The 19,175-nt window shown below is 70.4% G+C and carries 18 protein-coding genes; 12 read left to right on the top strand and 6 right to left on the bottom strand.

Annotation, left to right across the window (positions count from 1 at the left end):
- The first annotated feature begins 141 nt into the window (after positions 1 to 141).
- The 5 genes from ACSU1G_RS29070 to ACSU1G_RS29090 all read left to right on the top strand — a co-directional run bounded on the left by ACSU1G_RS29070 (position 142) and on the right by ACSU1G_RS29090 (position 3,664).
- A complete protein-coding gene (locus tag ACSU1G_RS29070; protein WP_439284209.1) occupies positions 142 to 636 on the top strand; it encodes a small multi-drug export protein in 495 nt (164 codons plus the stop codon).
- A 92-nt stretch (positions 637 to 728) separates the two neighbouring features.
- Positions 729 to 1,088: a cupin gene (locus tag ACSU1G_RS29075; RefSeq protein ID WP_439284210.1), complete on the top strand. Its 360-nt coding sequence runs from the start codon at positions 729 to 731 to the stop codon at positions 1,086 to 1,088.
- A gap of 97 nt (positions 1,089 to 1,185) precedes the next feature.
- Complete coding sequence (locus tag ACSU1G_RS29080) at positions 1,186 to 2,028, top strand: ABC transporter substrate-binding protein (protein ID WP_439284212.1); 843 nt, start codon at positions 1,186 to 1,188, stop codon at positions 2,026 to 2,028.
- A 71-nt stretch (positions 2,029 to 2,099) separates the two neighbouring features.
- Positions 2,100 to 2,885 (top strand): amino acid ABC transporter permease, encoded by a 786-nt coding sequence (locus ACSU1G_RS29085; RefSeq protein ID WP_439284369.1) that lies wholly within the window; start codon positions 2,100 to 2,102, stop codon positions 2,883 to 2,885.
- 11 nt (positions 2,886 to 2,896) lie between these two features.
- Positions 2,897 to 3,664, top strand: coding sequence for an amino acid ABC transporter ATP-binding protein (locus ACSU1G_RS29090; protein WP_439284213.1), 768 nt, complete (start codon positions 2,897 to 2,899; stop codon positions 3,662 to 3,664).
- A 132-nt stretch (positions 3,665 to 3,796) separates the two neighbouring features.
- Here ACSU1G_RS29090 and ACSU1G_RS29095 read toward each other — a convergent pair whose 3' ends face one another.
- A complete protein-coding gene (locus ACSU1G_RS29095; protein ID WP_439284215.1) occupies positions 3,797 to 4,321 on the bottom strand; it encodes an SRPBCC domain-containing protein in 525 nt (174 codons plus the stop codon).
- Between the two features lie 34 nt (positions 4,322 to 4,355).
- Here ACSU1G_RS29095 and ACSU1G_RS29100 point away from each other — a divergent pair, with 34 nt between their 5' ends.
- Positions 4,356 to 5,003 carry a sugar O-acetyltransferase gene (locus ACSU1G_RS29100; RefSeq protein ID WP_439284217.1) on the top strand — a complete coding sequence of 216 codons (648 nt, stop codon included), beginning with the start codon at positions 4,356 to 4,358 and terminating at the stop codon, positions 5,001 to 5,003.
- A 77-nt stretch (positions 5,004 to 5,080) separates the two neighbouring features.
- On the opposite strand, the gene ACSU1G_RS29105 is transcribed toward ACSU1G_RS29100, so the two are convergent.
- Positions 5,081 to 6,514, bottom strand: a complete 1,434-nt coding sequence (locus ACSU1G_RS29105; protein ID WP_439284219.1) for a glucose-6-phosphate dehydrogenase — start codon at positions 6,512 to 6,514, stop codon at positions 5,081 to 5,083.
- A gap of 60 nt (positions 6,515 to 6,574) precedes the next feature.
- Here ACSU1G_RS29105 and ACSU1G_RS29110 point away from each other — a divergent pair, with 60 nt between their 5' ends.
- Complete coding sequence (locus ACSU1G_RS29110) at positions 6,575 to 8,677, top strand: glycoside hydrolase family 15 protein (protein ID WP_439284221.1); 2,103 nt, start codon at positions 6,575 to 6,577, stop codon at positions 8,675 to 8,677.
- Positions 8,678 to 8,748: 71 nt separating this feature from the next.
- On the opposite strand, the gene ACSU1G_RS29115 is transcribed toward ACSU1G_RS29110, so the two are convergent.
- Complete coding sequence (locus ACSU1G_RS29115) at positions 8,749 to 9,375, bottom strand: hypothetical protein (protein WP_439284223.1); 627 nt, start codon at positions 9,373 to 9,375, stop codon at positions 8,749 to 8,751.
- 76 nt (positions 9,376 to 9,451) lie between these two features.
- Here ACSU1G_RS29115 and ACSU1G_RS29120 point away from each other — a divergent pair, with 76 nt between their 5' ends.
- The gene (locus ACSU1G_RS29120; protein ID WP_439284225.1) at positions 9,452 to 10,093 is read left to right on the top strand and encodes a class I SAM-dependent methyltransferase; all 642 of its coding nucleotides are present in this window, start codon (positions 9,452 to 9,454) and stop codon (positions 10,091 to 10,093) included.
- 84 nt (positions 10,094 to 10,177) lie between these two features.
- On the opposite strand, the gene ACSU1G_RS29125 is transcribed toward ACSU1G_RS29120, so the two are convergent.
- Positions 10,178 to 10,732 (bottom strand): VOC family protein, encoded by a 555-nt coding sequence (locus ACSU1G_RS29125; RefSeq protein WP_439284227.1) that lies wholly within the window; start codon positions 10,730 to 10,732, stop codon positions 10,178 to 10,180.
- Between the two features lie 48 nt (positions 10,733 to 10,780).
- Positions 10,781 to 12,442 (bottom strand): alpha/beta-hydrolase family protein, encoded by a 1,662-nt coding sequence (locus ACSU1G_RS29130; RefSeq protein WP_439284229.1) that lies wholly within the window; start codon positions 12,440 to 12,442, stop codon positions 10,781 to 10,783.
- 72 nt (positions 12,443 to 12,514) lie between these two features.
- Here ACSU1G_RS29130 and ACSU1G_RS29135 point away from each other — a divergent pair, with 72 nt between their 5' ends.
- Entirely contained in the window at positions 12,515 to 13,324 is an 810-nt protein-coding gene (locus tag ACSU1G_RS29135; protein ID WP_439284230.1) for a DedA family protein, read from the top strand.
- A gap of 68 nt (positions 13,325 to 13,392) precedes the next feature.
- On the opposite strand, the gene ACSU1G_RS29140 is transcribed toward ACSU1G_RS29135, so the two are convergent.
- The gene (locus tag ACSU1G_RS29140; RefSeq protein WP_439284232.1) at positions 13,393 to 13,833 is read right to left on the bottom strand and encodes a YccF domain-containing protein; all 441 of its coding nucleotides are present in this window, start codon (positions 13,831 to 13,833) and stop codon (positions 13,393 to 13,395) included.
- 76 nt (positions 13,834 to 13,909) lie between these two features.
- Between ACSU1G_RS29140 and ACSU1G_RS29145 the strand changes: the two genes are divergently transcribed.
- The 3 genes from ACSU1G_RS29145 to ACSU1G_RS29155 all read left to right on the top strand — a co-directional run bounded on the left by ACSU1G_RS29145 (position 13,910) and on the right by ACSU1G_RS29155 (position 19,097).
- On the top strand, positions 13,910 to 15,916 hold the full coding sequence (locus ACSU1G_RS29145) for a penicillin-binding transpeptidase domain-containing protein (RefSeq protein ID WP_439284234.1): 2,007 nt from the start codon (positions 13,910 to 13,912) through the stop codon (positions 15,914 to 15,916).
- Between the two features lie 46 nt (positions 15,917 to 15,962).
- A complete protein-coding gene (trmB, locus tag ACSU1G_RS29150) occupies positions 15,963 to 16,928 on the top strand; it encodes a tRNA (guanosine(46)-N7)-methyltransferase TrmB (protein ID WP_439284236.1) in 966 nt (321 codons plus the stop codon).
- 144 nt (positions 16,929 to 17,072) lie between these two features.
- Complete coding sequence (locus ACSU1G_RS29155; RefSeq protein ID WP_439284238.1) at positions 17,073 to 19,097, top strand: BCCT family transporter; 2,025 nt, start codon at positions 17,073 to 17,075, stop codon at positions 19,095 to 19,097.
- Positions 19,098 to 19,175: the final 78 nt, after the last annotated feature.

The following is a 19,175-nucleotide window of genomic DNA, read 5'->3' on the forward strand; positions in this document are numbered from 1 at the left end:
GGCCGGTGACAACTGTCACGGGGTGGCGATGACGGTTTCGCCGGGCAGGATGACACCGGGGCACTACTACAGGCGAGGCGTGGACGCGAGGCTGGAAGCATCATCCACCACCTGCATTCACCGCCTGAGAGAGGCTCCACCATGGACTTCGTGGCCCACCTGCAATCCTTCACCGAATCCCTGCCGACGGCCCTGCAGTTCCTCGGCATCGCCGCTGCCGCCCTGGTGCCCTATGTGGAGGGCGAGGGCGCCGCCATCATCGGAGCCATCACCGGGATCAACCCCTGGATCGCCATCCCGGTGGCGATCTTCGCCAACGTGGCCGTCGTGGCCCTGATCGTGCTGTCCTTCGAGCGGATCCGGGCCGGGATCATCAACCGGCGGATCGCCGCCGGCAAGACCCCCCAGCCCGCCACCGAGAAGCAGCAGAAGGTGCGCCGGGCCCTGGAGAGATACGGCGTCCCCGGCGTCTCCCTGCTCGGCCCCTTCCTGCTGCCCACCCATTTCACCGCCGCGGCGCTGACGTCCTTCGGGGTGGCCAAGGGCCGGGTCATCACCTGGCAGGCCGTGGCGATCGTGCTGTACGCCACCGTCTTCGGGCTGCTCGGCTATGGCGTGGTCAGCGCCGTCTACTGACCGGACCGCCGGCGGCCGGGTCCACCGGTAGGCACCGGCTGACAGGGACGGCGCCCCTCCCGGTCCGCGCGTGAGCGGGCTACGGTGACACCATGACCTACTCGCCGGGACCCCACGACCTACCCGCCCTGATCCGAGCGACCATGGAGGCCGCCCGGGACAACCCGCACGGCCGGCACGGAGACCTGTTGCTGCGGGACGGCCACCTACGCCAATCCATCCTCGCCCTGACCTCCGGCTCCGTCCTGGCGGACCACAATGCCCCGACCGCCGCGACCCTGCAGGTGTTGCAGGGGGAGGTGGTGGTCACCGCCGGCCCCGGGGAGGACGTGAATCTGCCGATGGGCCAGCTGGTCCAGTTGACCAAGGAGCGCCACGGTGTGACGGCCCTGCAGGACAGCGTGTTCCTGTTGACTACCGTGACCGGAGTCCACGACGAGACCCACGGCTGATCCGCCTTCCGGTGGCAGCCGGCCGCCTGCCGGTAAACTGACGCTCTCGATGCCGCCCTGCAGTCCGCCGGGAGGCCCCCGCACCGGAAGATCCCCCATGACCCCGTCCCGCACCCGCCGTACCCGTGCGGCCACCGTAGCCGCTGCGGCCGTCCTGAGCGCCGGGGCACTGACCTTGAGTGGCTGTGCCCTCATCGGCCCCCAGCTCGGCGGTACCGCCGCCGGCGAGGCCGACCCCCTGGTCGAGAGCCTTGACCTGGTCAACCCCGGCCAGCTCACCGTCTGCGCGGACATCCCCTATCCGCCCTTCGAGTTCCAACAGGGCAGTGAGCTGGTCGGTTACGACATCGACCTCGTGCAGCGGATCGCCGACGACCTCGGGGTGCAGCTGTCGGTGGTCGATTCCTCCTTCGAGGCCATCGAGTCCGGTTCCTCACTGACCGGCTGTGATGTCAATGCCTCCTCGATCTCCATCACCGAGCCGCGCCAGCAGGTCATGGCGTTCTCCATCCCCTATCTGGATGACGACCTGGTCCTGGTGGCCGCACAGGGATCCGACATCACGGACCTCGAATCGGCCCAGGGCCAGCGGGTCGGCGTGCAGGCCGCCACCACCGGCGAGCGCTTCGCCGAGGAGAACGGGCTCAGCCCCGTCCAGTTCGAGGACGGGGGCATGCAGATGGAGGCGCTGCGGGCCGGCACGGTGGAGGCCGTCCTGGGCAACCAGTCCGTGGTCCTCTACAACATCAAGGACGACCCCAACTATGAGGTGGTCGCCGAACTACCCACGGGCGAACAGCTCGGGATGGCCGTGGCGTCAGACAAGGCGCAGCTGCTCTCAGCGGTCAATGCCTCCCTGGCGGGGATGGAAGAGGACGGCAGCCTGGACGAGTCCCGGGCCCGCTGGTTCGGCGAGAGCGCAACGGAGGGCACCGAATGAGCACCCCTGACACCTCCGGCCCGGACTCCGCGCCCACCGGCACCCCACCCACCGGCACCGCGCCGCGGAAGATGACCAACCGCCGCCGCCGCCAGCTGTCCCTCGGCCTGCAGGCCGGGCTCTTCGTGGTGGTGATCGTGGTCCTGATCGCGATCATGGACTGGGAGACGCTGGGCCAGTCCGTCTTCAACTTCGCGGAGATCGGCCCGCTGTTCCCGGACATCATCCTGGTCGGCCTCGGCAACACCCTGCTCTACACGGTCACCTCCTTCGTGGTCGGCCTGTTCGGCGGCATGCTGCTGGCCCTGATGCGTCTGTCCTCCTTCCCGCCGTACCGCTGGCTGGCCACCGGCTACATCGAGCTGTTCCGTGGCCTGCCCGCGCTGCTGGTGTTCATCGCCTTCGGCTACGGCGTCCCCTTCGCCTTCGGAGTCCAGTGGCCCATCCCCCTGGTGGTGATGATCTCCCTGGGGCTGGTGTCCTCCGCCTACATCGCCGAGACGCTGCGTGCCGGCCTGCAGGCCGTCCCGAAGGGTCAGGTCGAGGCCGCCCGATCCCTCGGGATGCCCGCCTGGCGAGCCATGGTGACCATCGTCATCCCCCAGGCCTTCCGTCTGGTGTTGCCGCCGCTGACCAACGAGGTCATCCTGCTGACCAAGGACTCCTCCCTGGTCTATGTCCTCGGCCTGGCCGCCCACGAGTACGAGCTGACCAAGTTCGGCCGTGACGGCATCACCGCCCTGGATGCGGGGCTGACCCCCGTGCTCGTGGCCGGCGTCATGTACCTGATCATCACCGTCCCGCTGTCCCTGTTGGCCCGCAGGTTCGAATCGCGCTCCAACCGCACCCGCGTCTGAGAGGGAAGAAGATGACCGAGAGCATCCACGCCGGCGGCGTCAACGTCACCGGACTGCACAAGTCCTACGGCTCCAACGAGGTCCTCAAAGGCATCGACCTGGCGGTCGCCCCCGGCGAGGTGGTCTGCCTGATCGGGCCTTCGGGGTCCGGTAAGTCCACCCTGCTGCGTTGCGTCAACCTGCTTGAGACCCCCAACCAGGGCACCGTGACCGTCAGCGGTTTCGACGCCACGGACCCGGAGGTGGACCTCAATGCCATGCGCCGCCACGTGGGCATGGTCTTCCAGCAGTTCAACCTGTTCCCACACCTGTCCGTGCTGCAGAACTGCACGGTGGCCCAGACCAAGGTGCTCAGGCGCAGCACGGCCGAGGCGGCCGACGTCGCCCGGAAGAACCTGGCCCGCGTGGGTCTGGAGGGCTTCGAGGAGCGCTACCCGGACCAGCTCTCCGGCGGCCAGCAGCAGCGTGTGGCGATCGCCCGGGCACTGTCCATGGACCCACAGCTGATGCTCTTCGACGAGCCGACCTCCGCGCTGGACCCCGAGACCGTGGGTGAGGTGCTCTCCGTGATGCGGCGCCTGGCTGCGGCCGGCATGACCATGCTCGTGGTCACCCACGAGATGGGCTTCGCCCGGGACGTGGCGGACCGCGTGGTGTTCATGGACGGCGGCGTGGTGGTGGAGGAGGGCTCGGCCGAGCAGGTCATCGGCTCCCCCGCCCAGCCACGCACCCAGGACTTCCTGCGCCGGGTGCTGAACCCGACCGAGGTGGATCTGTGACCGAGGTGGATCTGTAGGGGTCGGCGGGTCATACGCCCGGCCACCGTCATCCTGCCGGGGCACAGTGATCATCGCCGTGGCCCGGCAGGATCGTGGTGGCAACCGCGCAGGGCACCGGTCGTGCCGGCCGGGTCAGGAGCCGGCGAGGGTCTCCGGGGTGTAGTGGTCCCTCTGCGCGGGGTGGTAGTCGGCGAAGTCCACCGCCTCCACGTCCCCGCCGCCCAGGGCCAGCGTGAGCCGGTCGAGGTAGTACTCCCAGCCGGGGCCGACGTCGCCGGTCATGGTCTCGAAGCCGGCCACCGGCTGGCGGAAGACCAGCTCCGTCCCGGCCCCCGACTCCGCGTGGTCCAGGGATAGCCGCAGCCGCCAGTCCGCGCCCTCCGGGTCGGTCAGCGTCACGTCCAGGCGTGAGGGCCGCTCACAGACCTCGATCACGCACTTCCCCGGCGCCTCCGGGGCCTCCACCATGGCCAGCTGCACGCTGCCGGAGGCCGGGTCCCCCGTATAGGTGCCGTACCAACGCAGCAGCTCCGGGTCCGTGAGGTACGCCCACACGTCCTCCGGCGGATGGCCCAGCGTCCGCTGGATCTGGATCGTCAGCCCCTCCGGCCCGTCCACGAGGGTGCCGGTGGGTTCGCGGGGTCCGGTCTCAGGCATGCGCCCATTCTGTCCCCTCTGGCACGCTGGGTCCATGACTCCAGCCGCCGAGACCCCCACCTCCCCGTTCTTCCCCGATGACCGGACCATGTACGAGCGCATGGTGTCCGGCGCACCGTATCTGGCCCACGATGCCGAGATCGCGGCGCTGTCCACCCGGGCCCAGCTGCTCACCGAGCAGTACAACGCCACCTCGATCACCGAGGGCGGCCTGCGGCGCCGGCTGCTGGACGAGCTGCTGGGCACGAACGGCGAGGGGATCGAGATCCGTCCGCCGTTCCGGGTGGACTACGGCCGGCACCTGCACCTCGGAGACCGCACCTTCGCCAACTTCGGACTGGTCGCCCTGGACTGCGCCGAGATCCGGATCGGAGCCGACGTGCAGATCGCCACCCATGTACAGCTGCTCACGGCCACACACCCGCTGGAACCGGGCCCCCGCCGGGACGGGTGGGAGGGCGCCGCTCCCATCACGATCGGGGACAACGTGTGGCTCGGCGGCGGGGTGATCGTGGGCCCCGGGGTGAGCATCGGCGAGAACACCGTGGTCGGCGCGGGATCCGTGGTCACCCGGGACCTGCCGGCGGACGTGGTGGCGGTGGGCGTGCCGGCCCGGCCGATCAAGGACCTGCCCGCGGATCCCAGCGGCGGCTGGGACCGCGGCGCTGCGGAGGATGCCTGAGACCTCCCCACCACGGCGCTTTCAGTCGAGTTCGGGTGGGTCATCGGCCTGAACACCCACCCGAACTCGACTGAAAGTCAGGGGCGGGGTCCGGCCGGGACAGCCGGACCGGAGGAACCGGCCTGGTAGTCCAGCAACGGCGCCGCCCCGGATTCATAGGCGTCCGTCACCTCAGCGAGGATGCGCCAGCCCTCCTCGGCTCCGTCGCCCCGGATGGTGAAGGCGCGCCGGCCCTGGAGCACCCAGCGCAACACCGAGCCATACGCGGTCAGCCCGGGCTCGGGTAGTTCGGCGGACAGCACGGTGCGGGTCATGCCGCGGGAATCGAAGGGGCCACCCGCGTTGAGTTCCAGACTGATGCCCTCGTCCTCGAAGCCGACCCGGAGGGCGTCTGCCGGCAGCGGCCCGGAAGAGGGGAACTGCACGTAATCGTGCGGCGGTCGCCGGAAGACCACCGTGATCTCCTGCCGCGGGGAGCCGATGGCCTTGCCGGAGCGCAGGACCACCGGCACCCCGTTCCACCGCCAGGAATCCACCTCCAGGACCACTTGGGCGAAGGTCTCCGTGCCGCGGTCCGGGTCCACCCCGTCCTCGTCCACGTAGGAGGGCAGGTCCCGTCCACCCACCGTGCCGGCCGTGTACCGGCCACGGACCACGGACGGACGGTCTGAGCCTTCCTTCCCGTCTTTCCCGTCCTTCCCGTCCTTCCAGAGCCGGGTCGCCCGGAGCACGTGCGCGGTGTTCGCCGGGATCTCCACGCCGTCGAACCGGGTCGGCGGGTCCATCATGACCAGGGCCATCACCTGCACCAGATGGGATTGGAGCATGTCCCGTGCGGCCCCCGTGGCGTCGTAGAACCCGGCCCGGCCCTCCAGCCCCAGCGTCTCGTCGAACACGATCTCGATCCGTTCGATGTGATCGCGGTTCCACAACGGTTCCAGGATCCGGTTCGCGAACCGCAGGCCCACGAACCCCAGCACGCCGGGCTGGCCGAGGAAGTGGTCCACCCGGAAGGTCCGCTCGGCGGGGACGAAGCCGGCCAGCAGGGCGTTCAGTTCCCGGGCGGAGTCCAGGTCCGTGCCGAACGGCTTCTCCAACACGAGCACGACGTCGGCCGGTAGCCGATCCTGGCCGTGCAGCTCCCGCAGTGCCTCGCAGGCGGCCACGGTCACCGACGGCGGCAGGGCGAAGTAGAGCCCAACCGGGCCCTCCGCGTCCTGGAGCAGTCCGGCGAGGTCCTCCGGACTGCTCGCATCGGCGGTGACCCAGCGGGTCGAGTCGAGCGTCTGGCGGACGGCCGGGCCCTCCATCTGCCCGGCGTCGAGGACCTCGTCGAAGGCCTGGCGCACCATGTCCGGGAAATCGGGGTGGTCCTCCTGACCTGCCCCCACCACGGCCAGGCCCCCTTCGGGCACCCCCGCGGCCAGGCAGGTGGCCAGCCCGGGGAGCAGGAGACGGCGGGTGAGGTCTCCCCCAGCGCCGAGGATGACCAGGGTGCGCAGCTCGCTCATGGGCTCACAGTAACGGCTCGGACCTGTCCCCGGAACCCTGCCGTTCGCTATACAGGGAGCATGACCGAGCACAGACCAGCCTCCACCCGGCCCTCCGGTTGCACCCCGCTGGAGGACTACGCCCTGCTGTCCGACCTGAGTACCGGCCCGTTGGTCTCGCGCCGCGGTTCGATCGACTGGTTGTGCCTGCCGCGCTTCGACTCGGCGGCGATGTTCGCGGCGCTGCTCGGCGGTCCGGACGACGGCCGCTGGAAGCTCTGGGCCGTGGACGGCGAGGTCGTCGAACGCCGGTACATCCCCCACACCTTCATCCTGGAGACGACCTGGCGTACACCCACCGGCACGGTCAGGATCACCGATTTCCTCCCGCCGGCGGAGGCCCAGGACGACCTGTATCGACGAGTCGAATGCCTTCAGGGGGAGGTCGCGGTGGAGCACGATCTGCGGATCCGCTTCGACTATGCACGCGCCCTGCCGTGGTTCCGCCGCGTCCGGACCCCCGGGCCGGACGGCGGAGCCGGCGAGAGACCGGGCGGCACCTCGGGCGCGGATACCGGGGACACGACCCTGGGCACCGACGAGGCCGAGGCCGGCACCTCGAGCGGGGCCGCGGACGCCGGGGCCGGTCCACGGTCGGCCCTGCTGTGCACCGCCGGACCGGATGGCGTGCTGCTGAGCGGTCCGCTGCTCTACGCGACCACGCGTCCCACCGCCGACGACCGCCCCGGGGAGGCCGCCGGGGGTTCCCAGGGGGGCAGTGGGGTCGGCAATCCGGTGTGCGGGGACGCCGAGCAGGGCCGGGAGATCGACCATGACGGCCATCCGGAGGGCTCGCCCGATCCCGCCGGCAACCTGGCACCCCGGCTGGCCGGGCGGTTCCGGCTGCGCGCCGGTGAGCGTCTCGACTGGGTGCTGACGTGGTTCCCGTCCTGGGACCAGGCGCCGGTCCCCCTCGAGGCCGACGAGGCCCAGCGGCATACGCACGAGTTCTGGACCGAATGGGCCTCACGGCTGGACGTCACCTCCCCGGAGGAGCACCTCGTGACCCGGTCGCTGATGGTCCTGCGGGCCCTGACCAACCTGAAGACGGGCGGGATCGTGGCCGCGCCCACCACCTCGCTGCCGGAGGAGTTCGGCGGCTCCCGCAATTGGGACTACCGGTACACCTGGCTGCGCGATGCCGCCCTGACCATCGAGGTCCTGGTCTCGCACGGCCTCACGGAGGGTGCCCTGCACTGGCGCGACTGGCTGCTGCGTGCCGTGGCCGGAGACCCGGAGAAGCTGCGGATCATGTACGGGCTCGGCGGCGAGCGGGAACTGGACGAGAAGGAGCTGGACCACCTCTCCGGCTACGCGGACTCCCGGCCCGTGCGGATCGGCAACGGCGCGGCGGACCAGTACCAGGCCGACGTGGTCGGCGAGGTGATGCTGGCCTTGGCGGAGCTCCGGGACGCCGGGGTGAAGGAGGACGAGTACACCTGGGGACTGCAGAAGTCCCTGCTCGAGTTCTGCGTGCGGAACATCGACCGCAAGGACCACGGCATCTGGGAGATGCGCGGCGAACCGCACTACTTCACCCATGGACGGGTGATGATGTGGGCGGCCTTCAACGAGGGCCTCCGGGCGGTGGCCGAGCACGGCCTGGACGGGGACGTGGAGACCTGGACCCGGCACCGTGACGCCCTGCGCGTGGAGATCCTGGACCGCGGGTTCAACGAGTCACGGGACTCGTTCACGCAGACCTACGGCGGGAGCGAGGTGGATGCCTCCCTGCTGCAGCTGCCGCACACCGGCTTCCTCCCGGCCGACGATCCGAGGATGCTCGGCACCGTGGCCGCGATCGAACGGGACCTGATGGGTGCCCGTGGCCTCGTCCACCGGTACCGCACGACCTCCGAGCTCGACGGCCTTCAAGGCCACGAGTACGCCTTCCTGATCTGCTCGTTCTGGCTCGTGGAGCAGTACGCCAGTTCGGGCCGGCTGAACGAGGCCGAGGAGACCATGGCCCTGCTGTGCGCCTGCGCCACCGACCTGGGCCTGCTGGCCGAGGAGTACGACGCCGGCTCCGGACGGCTGGCGGGCAACTTCCCGCAGGCGTTCTCCCACCTCGCGCTCATCCGCGCCGCGGACGCCATCCAGCTCGCGCGGGGCGCCGGCCGCTGACCATCCCCTGAACCACGACGGCCCGGCTCCTTCCGTGGGGAAGGGGCCGGGCCGTCGTCGGGCACGGGTTGTCAGATGCTCTTGCGCATCTTCTGCAGGTCCTTGCGGGCGGCGCGCAGGGCACCGGTCTGCTCCTCGCGGGCCTTGTTGATGGCCTCGGCCTTCTCAGCGGCAGCAGCGCGGATGGCCTCGGCCTGCTCGGACTTCGCGGCCTCGATGGCGGCCACCTTGGCGTCCTTGGCGGCGTCCAGCTTGTGGGCGCGCTTGGTCGCGGCGGCGTTCTTGCGGCCGGTGCGGTTCACCGCGCCATCGATCAACAGGGCGGTGCCGATGCCGAACAGGAACACGTCCTTGGCCACGGCGGTGCCCTGCTCGGAGGGGCGGATGCCGTCCGACTCGGTCATGAAGTCCGTGTTCTTGTACATGGCCAGCAGGCCGCCGGAGAAGGCGGTCACGGCCACGCCGGCCATCCAGCCCGGCACGAAGGGCAGCAGGCAGGCCGCGCCCACGCCGATCTCCGAGACGGCGATGAACTGCTTGAACTGCTTCGGGGTCAGGTCCTTGAGGAACGGCAGGCCGTTGGCCCCCAGGTCCCGCATCTGTTCGGCCTGCTCGTCGGTGAGCTTGGTCTTGTTGATGCCGGAGTTGAGGATGAAGGCGCCGGCTGTCAGCCGAAGCGGGATCTGGGCGATGCTCATGGAAAGTCCTTCCGATGGTCTTCTCTGATTCCGACCTCAGCCTATAACCACCCGGGGGCCGCGGGATACTGGAGACATGGAAGATCATGCGCAGGACACCGCCAACCAGAATCTGTGGGCCCGGATGGTGGCCGACGATCCCGAACATTCACGCCGTTACGCCGACCGCTGGCGCCGGATGGCCGAGGAGGGCGTGGACCTGGACGGGGAGGCCCGGCTGATCGATGCCATGGCCTCCCGTGGCTCCCGGATCCTCGACGCCGGGTGCGGCACCGGCCGGGTGGGCGGATACCTGGCCCGGTGCGGACACCGGGTGACGGGCGTGGACCTGGACGAGCACCTGATCGAGGTGGCCACGGAGGACCACCCCGAGGGCGACTGGTACGTGGCCGACCTCGAGACCCTGGATGCCGCCGCCCTGGCGGCTGTGGGCGAGTCCGAGCCCTTCGACCTGGTGTTCTCCGCCGGCAACGTCTTCGGGTTCCTCTCCCCCACCTCCCGCGGCGAGGTGCTGGGCCACCTGTACGCGCTGCTGCGGGACGGGGGCCGGGCCGTGATCGGCTTCGGTGCCGGCCGCGGTTATGACTTCGCGGATTTCACCGACGACGCCGGCCGGGCCGGGTTCGACGTCCAGGGCCGGTTCGCCACGTGGCAGCTGGACCCCTTCCCCGCCGACGAGGCCGAGGCGGACTTCCTGGTGGCGGTCCTCGCCCGCTGATCCCCCGGGCACACAGTGACCGCGCCCCCGCCGTTGTGACATGCGCCGGTCACTGTGTGCCCGCGTCCCGCCCGAGGTGTGCCGCTACTCCTCCTCGGCGCCGTGCGCGTCCTTGGCGGCGTCCATGAGGACCTCGATGCTCAGGCGGTTCATGCCCATGAGAGCGGACTGCAGACGCGCGGAGGCCTCCCGGTCATCGCCGCCCATGACCTCGTAGACCACCTCGGGGACCACCTGCCAACGCATGCCGAACCGGTCGGTGACCCAACCGCAGGCGACCTCCTGCCCGCCGCCGGCGCTCAGCGCGTCGGCGAAGTGGTCCACCTCCTGCTGGTTCGCACAGCGGACCTCTACGGAGACCGCGTCCGTGTAAGGCACGTCGCCGCCGCCATTGAGGGCGGTGAACCGCTGGCCATCGAGGGTGAAGTCCACCGTCAGGACGTCGCCGCGGTGCAGGACGACCTCGTCTCCGTCCGGGGCGACGTCGATGTCCGTTCGGTGCACGGCCTCCACCCGGGAGTCCGGGCGGTAGCCGGCGAACGCGTGCACGTAGAACCGGGCGGCCTCCTCGGCCTGGCCGTTGAACCACAGGCTGGTCACGAGCTGGGAACGTTGCGGGGTGGCGGGTTTCGCGTCCATACCATCAGTGTTCTCCGGGGCGACCGCGGAGGCCATGGTTGACGACCCTCAGGCGAAGTTCGGCACGATCGTCCGGCGGATCGCCTGGGCGATGGCGGAGAAGTCCTGCAGTGGATCCTGGCCGAGCACGGCGGCCCAGTACTGGAGCATCTCCTCCACGTAGCGGTGCCCGTGTCCGCCCGGGACGGACACGGACTGCGGCATGTCCGAAGCCACCTGCCAGAACGTGACCCAGGGCAGCCAGCGCAGGGTGCGGGAGACGTCCAGTCCGGCGTTCTCCTTGGCCCAGTCGGGCTTGCGCCACATCAACTCCGGGCTCCACCAGACCACCGGGTCGGAGGCGTGCTGGGCCACCACGATCCGCGGGCCGTACCACGGGCCGAACGGCACGCCGGTGAAGTCGGTGACCAGGTCCTCGGGCTTGGTCGCGAAGCGGACGTGCCGGCCCTCGTCCACCACGGGCGCGATCTCCGGGGTGCCGCGGCGCCGGAACGGGGCCAGCGAGGTCCAGAAGCCGGCGAACCGGGGCAGCCCCGACCAGACCGCCCCGTCCACGCGGCGGATCATGTCCTCCAAGCCGTCGAAGGCCGCCGTGCCACCGAGGGCGCCGAGGGACTCCCCGCCGACGAGCAGCTTCGGCCGCCGGCCGGGCGGCAGGGTGTCCAACTCGGCCTCGACGGCGGACAGCAGGGTACTGGCGGCCAGTACGGGAGTGGTGCGGTCGGCGACGAAGGCGATGCCGGAGGGCAGGTAGGTGTACTGCATGGTCGCGAGCGCGCAGTTGCCACCCGTGAGGAACTCCACCGAGGAGGCCGACCATTCCTGCAGCCAGCCGGTCCCGGTGGTGGTCTGCACCAGTAGCACCTCACGCTCGAAGCCGCCGGTGCGGCGCAGCTCGGCGACGACGGCCGCGGCTGTGGCCTCCAGGTCCCGGCCCTCCTGCCACCCGGCATAGGCCCGGATGGGCGTGAGGGCCGGCCGCCCGGTGGCCCCCTCGATGTCCACGGCGCGGGGTCCGTCCGAGACCACGGCCTGGCCCTTCGCCCCGAGGGTGCTCCACGGCTCATAGGATGCCTTCGAGCCCGAGCGTTCGGGCTCCAGGGGCGGGACCCGGCCCGGCAGCAGCTTGGCGTTGGTCTCTTGGGCGGTCTTGGACAGCCGCTCGAGCACCCGCCGGTAGACCACCCTGTCCAGGATGAGTGCGGTGCCGGCGGCGGTGGCGGTGGCGCCGATCGCAGCGGCCACCGGGTCCGGCATCACCGGATTGAGGGCCCGTGAGAGGCGGGCGGCCACGGCGTTGATGCCACGGCCGGTGGTGACGAGCCCGGCGGTCAGCGCCAGCCCACCGGCCACCCCCAGCACATGTTCCCGGGTGCGGACGGGACGGAACTCCATCAGGCCGGCGATCTCCCGCTGGGCCCGGAGGTTCCTGAGCCAGGTCAGCCCGCTGATGCCGAACATGACCCAGGGCAGGGACTCGGCGACGGGACGGAACTTCTCCTCATCGATCCGCACCTCCACACCGAGGGTTCGACCCAGGCCCCGGGCGGCGGACGCTCCGGCGGCGCCGACCACGTAGCCGACCGTCTGGGACACCCCGGTGGCCGCCGAGGTCATCCACCAGGTGCGCGGGATGAAGCTCGGGGACAGTGAGACCCAACTCATGATGTGAGCTCCGACCAGCCCGGATGTGTCGGGTTTCAACCGCATGGTCCCCATTATGCCTGCCGCTCAGATGCTGACATTTCGGCGGTTCACCCCGCGTCCGCGAGAATACGTGGCATGACTCCTCTGAGCACCATCACATCCGCCGCCGGCACTGCGGGGGCCTCGGGTTCCTCGGGTGAGGTCTCCTACGGCTGGCTGGGGGACATCGTCGTGTCCATCATGGAGGCCATCGGCCCGATCGGCGTGGCTGTGGCGGTGTTCGCGGAGAACCTCTTCCCACCGATCCCCTCTGAGCTGATCCTGCCGCTGGCGGGCTTCACCGCGGCCGGTGGGCAGTTCGGTCCCTGGGAGGCCACGATCTGGGCCACCGTGGGCTCCGTGGTCGGCGCCCTGATGCTCTACGGCGTCGGCGCGTGGCTGGGCCGTGTGCGCATGTACCGGATCGCCAACTGGCTGCCGCTGGTGGACATCGATGACGTGGAGAAGACCGAGCGCTGGTTCAACCGGTACGGCTATTGGACGGTGTTGCTGGGGCGCATGGTCCCGATCTTCCGCTCCCTGATCTCCATCCCGGCCGGGATCGAGAGGATGAACCTGTGGCTGTTCACGCTGTTCACGCTGATCGGCTCCGGAGTGTGGAACACGATCTTCGTCTGGGGCGGGTTCATGCTCGGGGAGAACTGGCACGTGGTGTCCGACTACGCGGACGTCTTCTCCAACATCGTGCTCGCGGCCGTCCTCGTCTTCCTGGCCGTGTGGATCACCGCCCGCGTGCTGCGCAACCGCCGGCGCGCGCGGGTCCCGGAGTTCCGGCAGACCACCCCCGAGGAGGCGGCGGCCCGCATGGAGGCCCTGCTCTCGGACGGCCCCGAGGACCAGCGGAGCCAGCAGAACCAGCAGAACCAGCGGACCCCGCACCCCTGATCACTTTCAGGGCAGTACGAACCGGTGCGTTCTGCCCTGAAAGTTGGAGGAGAGGGTGCGGCGGAGCCTCAGCGGTAGCCGGCCTGGGAGGCCGGGAGGTACTGCGGCAGGGAGCGGGCCTGGCCGGAGTCCACGATCTTCTTGCCCAGCGGCATCAGGGAGACGGGGATCATGCGCAGGTTGGCGATGCCCAACGGGATCCCGACGATCGAGATGAACATGGGGATGGCGGTCAGCACGTGGCCGATGGCGATCCAGAGGCCGGCCACGATGAACCAGATGATGTTGCCCAGGCCCGTGAAGACGCCCAGACCCGGCTGGGTGTCCACCACCGTCCGCCCGAACGGCCACAGGGCGTAGCCGGCGATCCGGAACGAGGCGATGCCGAACGGGATCGTGACGATCAGCAGGCAGCAGAGCAGGCCGGCCAGGAGATAGCCCAGCGCCAGCCACAGGCCGCCGAAGACCAGCCAGATGATGTTGAGGATCAGGTTCAGGGTGCTGTTCATCCCCCCATGGTCCCAGTAGGTCCGGGTCAGGGGCTACCCTGACGGGAGTCTGCTCAGGCGAACCCGTGGAGAGAAGATGAAGAGAATCAGGACCGTGCGGTCCGTTGCGGTGGTCACCGTGGCCTCGGCGCTGTTGTTCACGGCCACCGGCTGCTTCGGCGCCTCGCGCCCCTCACCCCAGGACGCCGCGGCATCCCTGGCCACGGCGGTCGCCACCGGTGACTTCTCCGCCGTGCCGGTGACCGCCTCGGCCGCACAGGTCTCGGACCAGCTCGAAGACGTACTGGCCGGACTCGAGGACCAGGAGGCCTCGGCCTCGGCCACGGTGGACTCGGCGGAGGTCGACGGCGAAGATCCGGACCGCGCGACCGCCCACCTGAGCGTGGCCTGGGACCTGGACGGCGCTGACTGGAGCTATTCCACGGATGCCCACTTGGTCTGGGGTGACGAGGCGCAGCAGTGGCTCGTGGACCTGCGCCCGGATGACGTGGTGGCCGGGCTCGCCACCGGCGGTTCAGTCACCGTGACCAGGCCCCCCGCGGACCGCGGCGCCATCCTGGACGGCGCGGGCGAGGAACTCATGATGGAGCGGGACGTGGCCGTGCTCGGCCTGGACAAGTCCCGGCTGGCGATTGACGATGAGGCCGACGACGAGGCACGCGCCGAGGCCGTCGCGACCTCCGCGGCGGCCGTGGCGGAGGTCGCCGGCGTGGACGTGGAGGCCTACGTGGCCCGGGCTGAGGCCGCCGGGGAGCAGGCCTTCGTCCCGGCCATCACCCTGCGCGACAACGGGGCCACGGAGATCCCCACCGCACAGATGGAGGCAATCCCGGGCGGCCGTGTCCTTGAGGACACGGAGATGTTGGCCCCCACCCGGTCCTTCGCCCGTGACGTCCTGGGGACCTACGGCGCGCCCGACGCCGAGCAGATCGAGGCCTCGGACGGCGAGCTCACCGCCGGCGTCCAGGTGGGGCTCTCCGGGCTGCAGGCCGACTGGGAGGACCGGCTGGGCGGCTCCCCCGGCCTCGCCGTCACCATCACCAACCCGCCGGAGACGGAGGACGAGGACGCCGGGCCGTCCGGTTCCGCCTCACCCCCGCCGGGTGAGACCGTCGTCTTCAGCGCCGAGCCGGTGCCCGGCCAGGACGTGGTCTCCACGCTGGACCGGGACGTGCAGACCCAGGCCGAGGCCGTCGTCGCCGCCTCGGAGGTACCGGCCGGGCTGGTCGCGATCCGCCCCTCGGACGGTCAGGTGCTGGCCGCCGCCTCCGGACCCGAGGGCTGGCCGGTGGCGGTGTCCAGCACCTACGCCCCCGGATCCACGTTCAAGGTGGTCACGGCGCTGGCGCTGCTGCGGACCGGGCTCTCCCCGCAGGACACCGTCCAGTGCCCGGACACCGTCACGGTGGACGGCATGGTGGTGGGCAACTATGACGGCTATCCGGCGGCCTCTGTGGGCCAGATCCCGTTCTCCGAGGCCTTCGCCGAGTCCTGCAACACGGTGTTCGTGGGGGCCCACGACACCGTCTCCGCGGCTGATGAGGCGGAGGCGGCCGCGGCACTGGGGCTGACTGCCGAGCCCGAGACCGGACTGTCCTCGGCTGTCCTGGGGTCGGTCCCGGACGACTCCACCGGCACCGAGCACGCGGCCAACCTCTTCGGCCAGGGCGTGGTCGGGGCCTCCCCACTGGGCATGGCCACCGTGGCCGCGTCCGTGGCCGCCGGGCACACGGTCCGCCCCGTCTTCGTCTCGGACCCGGCCGTTGAGACCGCCCCGGCCCCCGAGACGGGGATCACCGAACCCGAGGCCGAGCAGCTGCGGTCCCTGATGGCCGGCGTGGTGCAGACCGGCACGGCCGAGATGCTGCAGGACGTCCCGGGGGCGCCGGTGCTGGCCAAGACCGGCACCGCCGAGTTCGTGGCGGATGGCGAGGACCTGGCCCATACCTGGCTGGTGGCCATCCACGGGGACCTGGCCGTGGCCCTGTTCTTCAACGAGGGGCTCGGCGGCGGCCATGACAACGGGCCGGTGGTACGGGACTTCTTGACCGCCGTGGAGGAGTTCCTGCCGTCCGAGGGCTGAGCCGGCTGAGCCGGGCACGCCCCGCCCCGGTAGCCTTGGTCTCCTGATGAGCAGCGAACACCCCTCCCCCGACGGCACGCATGACGGCGCGCCCGGCAGCGCCCCCGCACAGCACGCGCACGGTCACAATCACCGCCGTGATCCGGAGCTGTACCGCTCCGAACCGGTCTCCTTCGTGCGCCGCGGCGACCGCCTGACCACACGCCGGCAGCGGACGTGGGACCGGGCCGCCGGCACCTACATCGTGGACGTACCCCGGGACCGCGCCGCCACCTCGGTGGCCGAGGGCACCCAACTCGACTGGGCCCGCGTCTTCGGCCGCAGCGCCCCGCTCGTGGTGGACATCGGCTCCGGCCTCGGCGAGTCCACGGTGCAGGGTGCCGTGGACCACCCGGACTGGGACCTCATCTCCGTGGAGGTCTACACCCCCGGCCTGGCCGCACTGCTGGTGCAGATCGAGGATCGGGGCCTGGGCAACGTCCGCGGCATCCAGGCCAACGCCCCCGAGGTCCTGGACCGGCTGCTGCCCGCCGGCGGCGTCCAGGAGGTCTGGGTGTTCTTCCCCGACCCGTGGCACAAGACGAAACACCACAAGCGCCGCCTGGTCTCCCCCGCCTTCGCCGAGCGCGTGGCCCGGGTGCTGGCCCCCGGCGGCGTGCTGCGGCTGGCCACCGACTGGTCCAGCTATGCCGTCCACATGCGTGAGGTCATGGACGCCCACCCGGAGTTCGAGTCCATGCATCCGGGCCGCGCCGCCGGAGCCGGGTCCCCGCTGACCCGCGTCCGGGTGGAGGGCCGGGAACTGGAGGTCGGAGCGCAACCGGTAGCCCCGCGCGTCGGGACCCTGCGGGCCGGTGTCAGCGAGGCCACCGCGGGGGCCTCCGTGGAGGACCCGGTGGATCACCGCGGCGGCTGGGCGCCCCGGTTCGAGGGGCGGCCGCTGACGAGTTTCGAGTCCAAGGCGCTGAACGCGGGACGGCTGGTCTTCGACCTCGGCTACCGCCGGCGCTGACACCGCCGCGCCGGTGCCTTTGCGCCTGGACGGCCGGGGGTGAATACTGGTAGGCCGAATCACCCACCGGCCTCCACCCAGGGCGCCACCGTTGCGCCCGGTTGTGGCACGGCGCCCTGGGCTGGTCACAACGATTGGACCTCGGTGCCCGACACCACGCCCTCCCCCGCCAGTTCGGATCCCACGCCCGGACCACCGTCCCGGCCTGGGAGCGCCCCCGTTGCATCTCACCAGGATGCGGACGGCCCCGGCGCCAGTTCCGGCGTCGGCCTGTACCCCCACGACATCCACCCCGGCCTGGTGCCGGGCATCGGCGTGGACGAGCAACGCAACCGCTTCGGTCTGGACAAGATCGTCTTCGGTGTCACGGCCGTGCTGATCATCGGGTTCGTGGCCTGGGGCGTGCTGGCGCCGGAGTCCGTGTCCGCGACCTCCTCGTCAGCGTTCGGCTGGTCCATGACCAACGCCGGCTGGCTGCTGAACATCACGGCGATCGTGGCCCTTGGCGCCATGCTCTACATCGGTTTCAGCCGCTTCGGCAAGATCCGGCTGGGCCGCGATGACGAGAAGCCCGAGTTCTCGCGGTTCTCCTGGGTGGCCATGATGTTCGGCGCCGGCATCGGCGTCGGGATCTTCTTCTTCGGCCCCTCCGAGCCGCTGTCCCACTACCTCTCCCCGCCACCGGACACCGTGGCCGCAGCCACCGACTCGGCCCTGCACCAGGCCATGGCGCAGTCGCACTTCCACTGGGGACTCCACGCCTGGGCCATGTATGCCCTGGTGGGCGGCGCCATTGCGTACGCCTCCTACCGGCGCGGCCGGGTGCCGCTGATCAGCTCGGTGTTCCGCACCCTGTTCGGCGCCCGCCTGACGGACGGCTTCGCCGGCAAGGTCGTGGACATCTTCGCCATCATCGCCACCCTGTTCGGCACTGCGGCCACCCTCGGCCTGGCCGCCATCCAGATCGGCGAGGGGGTGCAGATCGTCTCCGGCGCTGGAACCCTGGGCAACAACGGTCTGATCATCATCATCGGGATCCTAACCCTGGCCTTCATCGTCAGCGCCGTGTCCGGCGTGGCCCGCGGCATCCGTTACCTGTCCAACATCAACATCCTGATGACCCTGGGCCTGATCCTGTTCGTGTTCATCGCCGGGCCCACCCTGTTCCTGCTGAACCTGCTGCCCTCCGGGGTCATGGAGTATGCGGACGAGATGTTCTCGATGATGGGCAAGTCCCTGTCCTGGGGCGCGGACACCGTGGAGTTCCAGTCCTTCTGGACCGCCTTCTACTGGGCCTGGTGGATCGCCTGGACCCCGTTCGTGGGCGTGTTCATCGCCCGCATCTCCCGCGGGCGCACCCTGCGCGAGTTCGCGCTGGTGGTCATGGGCGTGCCCACCTCCATCCTGGTCTTCGCCTTCACCATCTTCGGTGGAGCCGCCATCTGGATGAATCGCAACGGGGTCGAGGGGATGGACGGTGAGGCCTCCGCGGAGTCCCTGCTGTTCTCTCTCTTCGACCAGCTGCCGTTGGCCCAGATCACCCCGTTCATCGTGATCACGGTGCTGGCCATCTTCTTCATCACCTCCGCAGACTCCGCCTCCGTGGTGATGGGCACCATGTCCTCCCGCGGCAACCCGGCGCCCAACAAGCTCGTGGTCATCTTCTGGGGCCTATGCATGATGGGCATCGCCGTGGTCATGCTGCTGGCCGGCGGTGAGACCGTGCTGACCGCGCTGCAGAACCTGACCATCCTCATCGCCCTGCCGTTCTCCGTCATCCTGCTGCTGATGGTGGTGGCGTTCCTGAAGGACCTGTCCACGGACCCGGACGCCATCCGCGGCGACTACGCACGCACGGCCATCTCCAATGCCGTGCGGCGGGGCATCGAGGAACACGGCGACGACTTCGAGCTCTCCGTCCGCGAGGCCCCCGAAGGCCGCGGGGCCGGCGCAGAGTTCGACTCCACGGCGGAGCAGGTCACTGAGTGGTACCGGCGCACGGACGAGAGGGGCCAACCCGTGGACTACGACTACGGGACCGGCACCTACGCCGACGGCTGGACCCCCGAGGGCGGCACGGACAGCACCGGTGATCCGTACCCGGCTGAGGGCGGCGGCGAGACAGCGACGGAGGGTCCCGACGGGGGGAAGCCCACCGCCACCTCCTGATCCCCTGTTCCCCTCAAAGCGCTTCTGGGGATGGCGGGGGCACAGAGTGACCGGACCCCGTCACAACGGAGGGGGTCC

It is taken from the genome of Microbacterium sp. A93 (assembly GCF_051842835.1).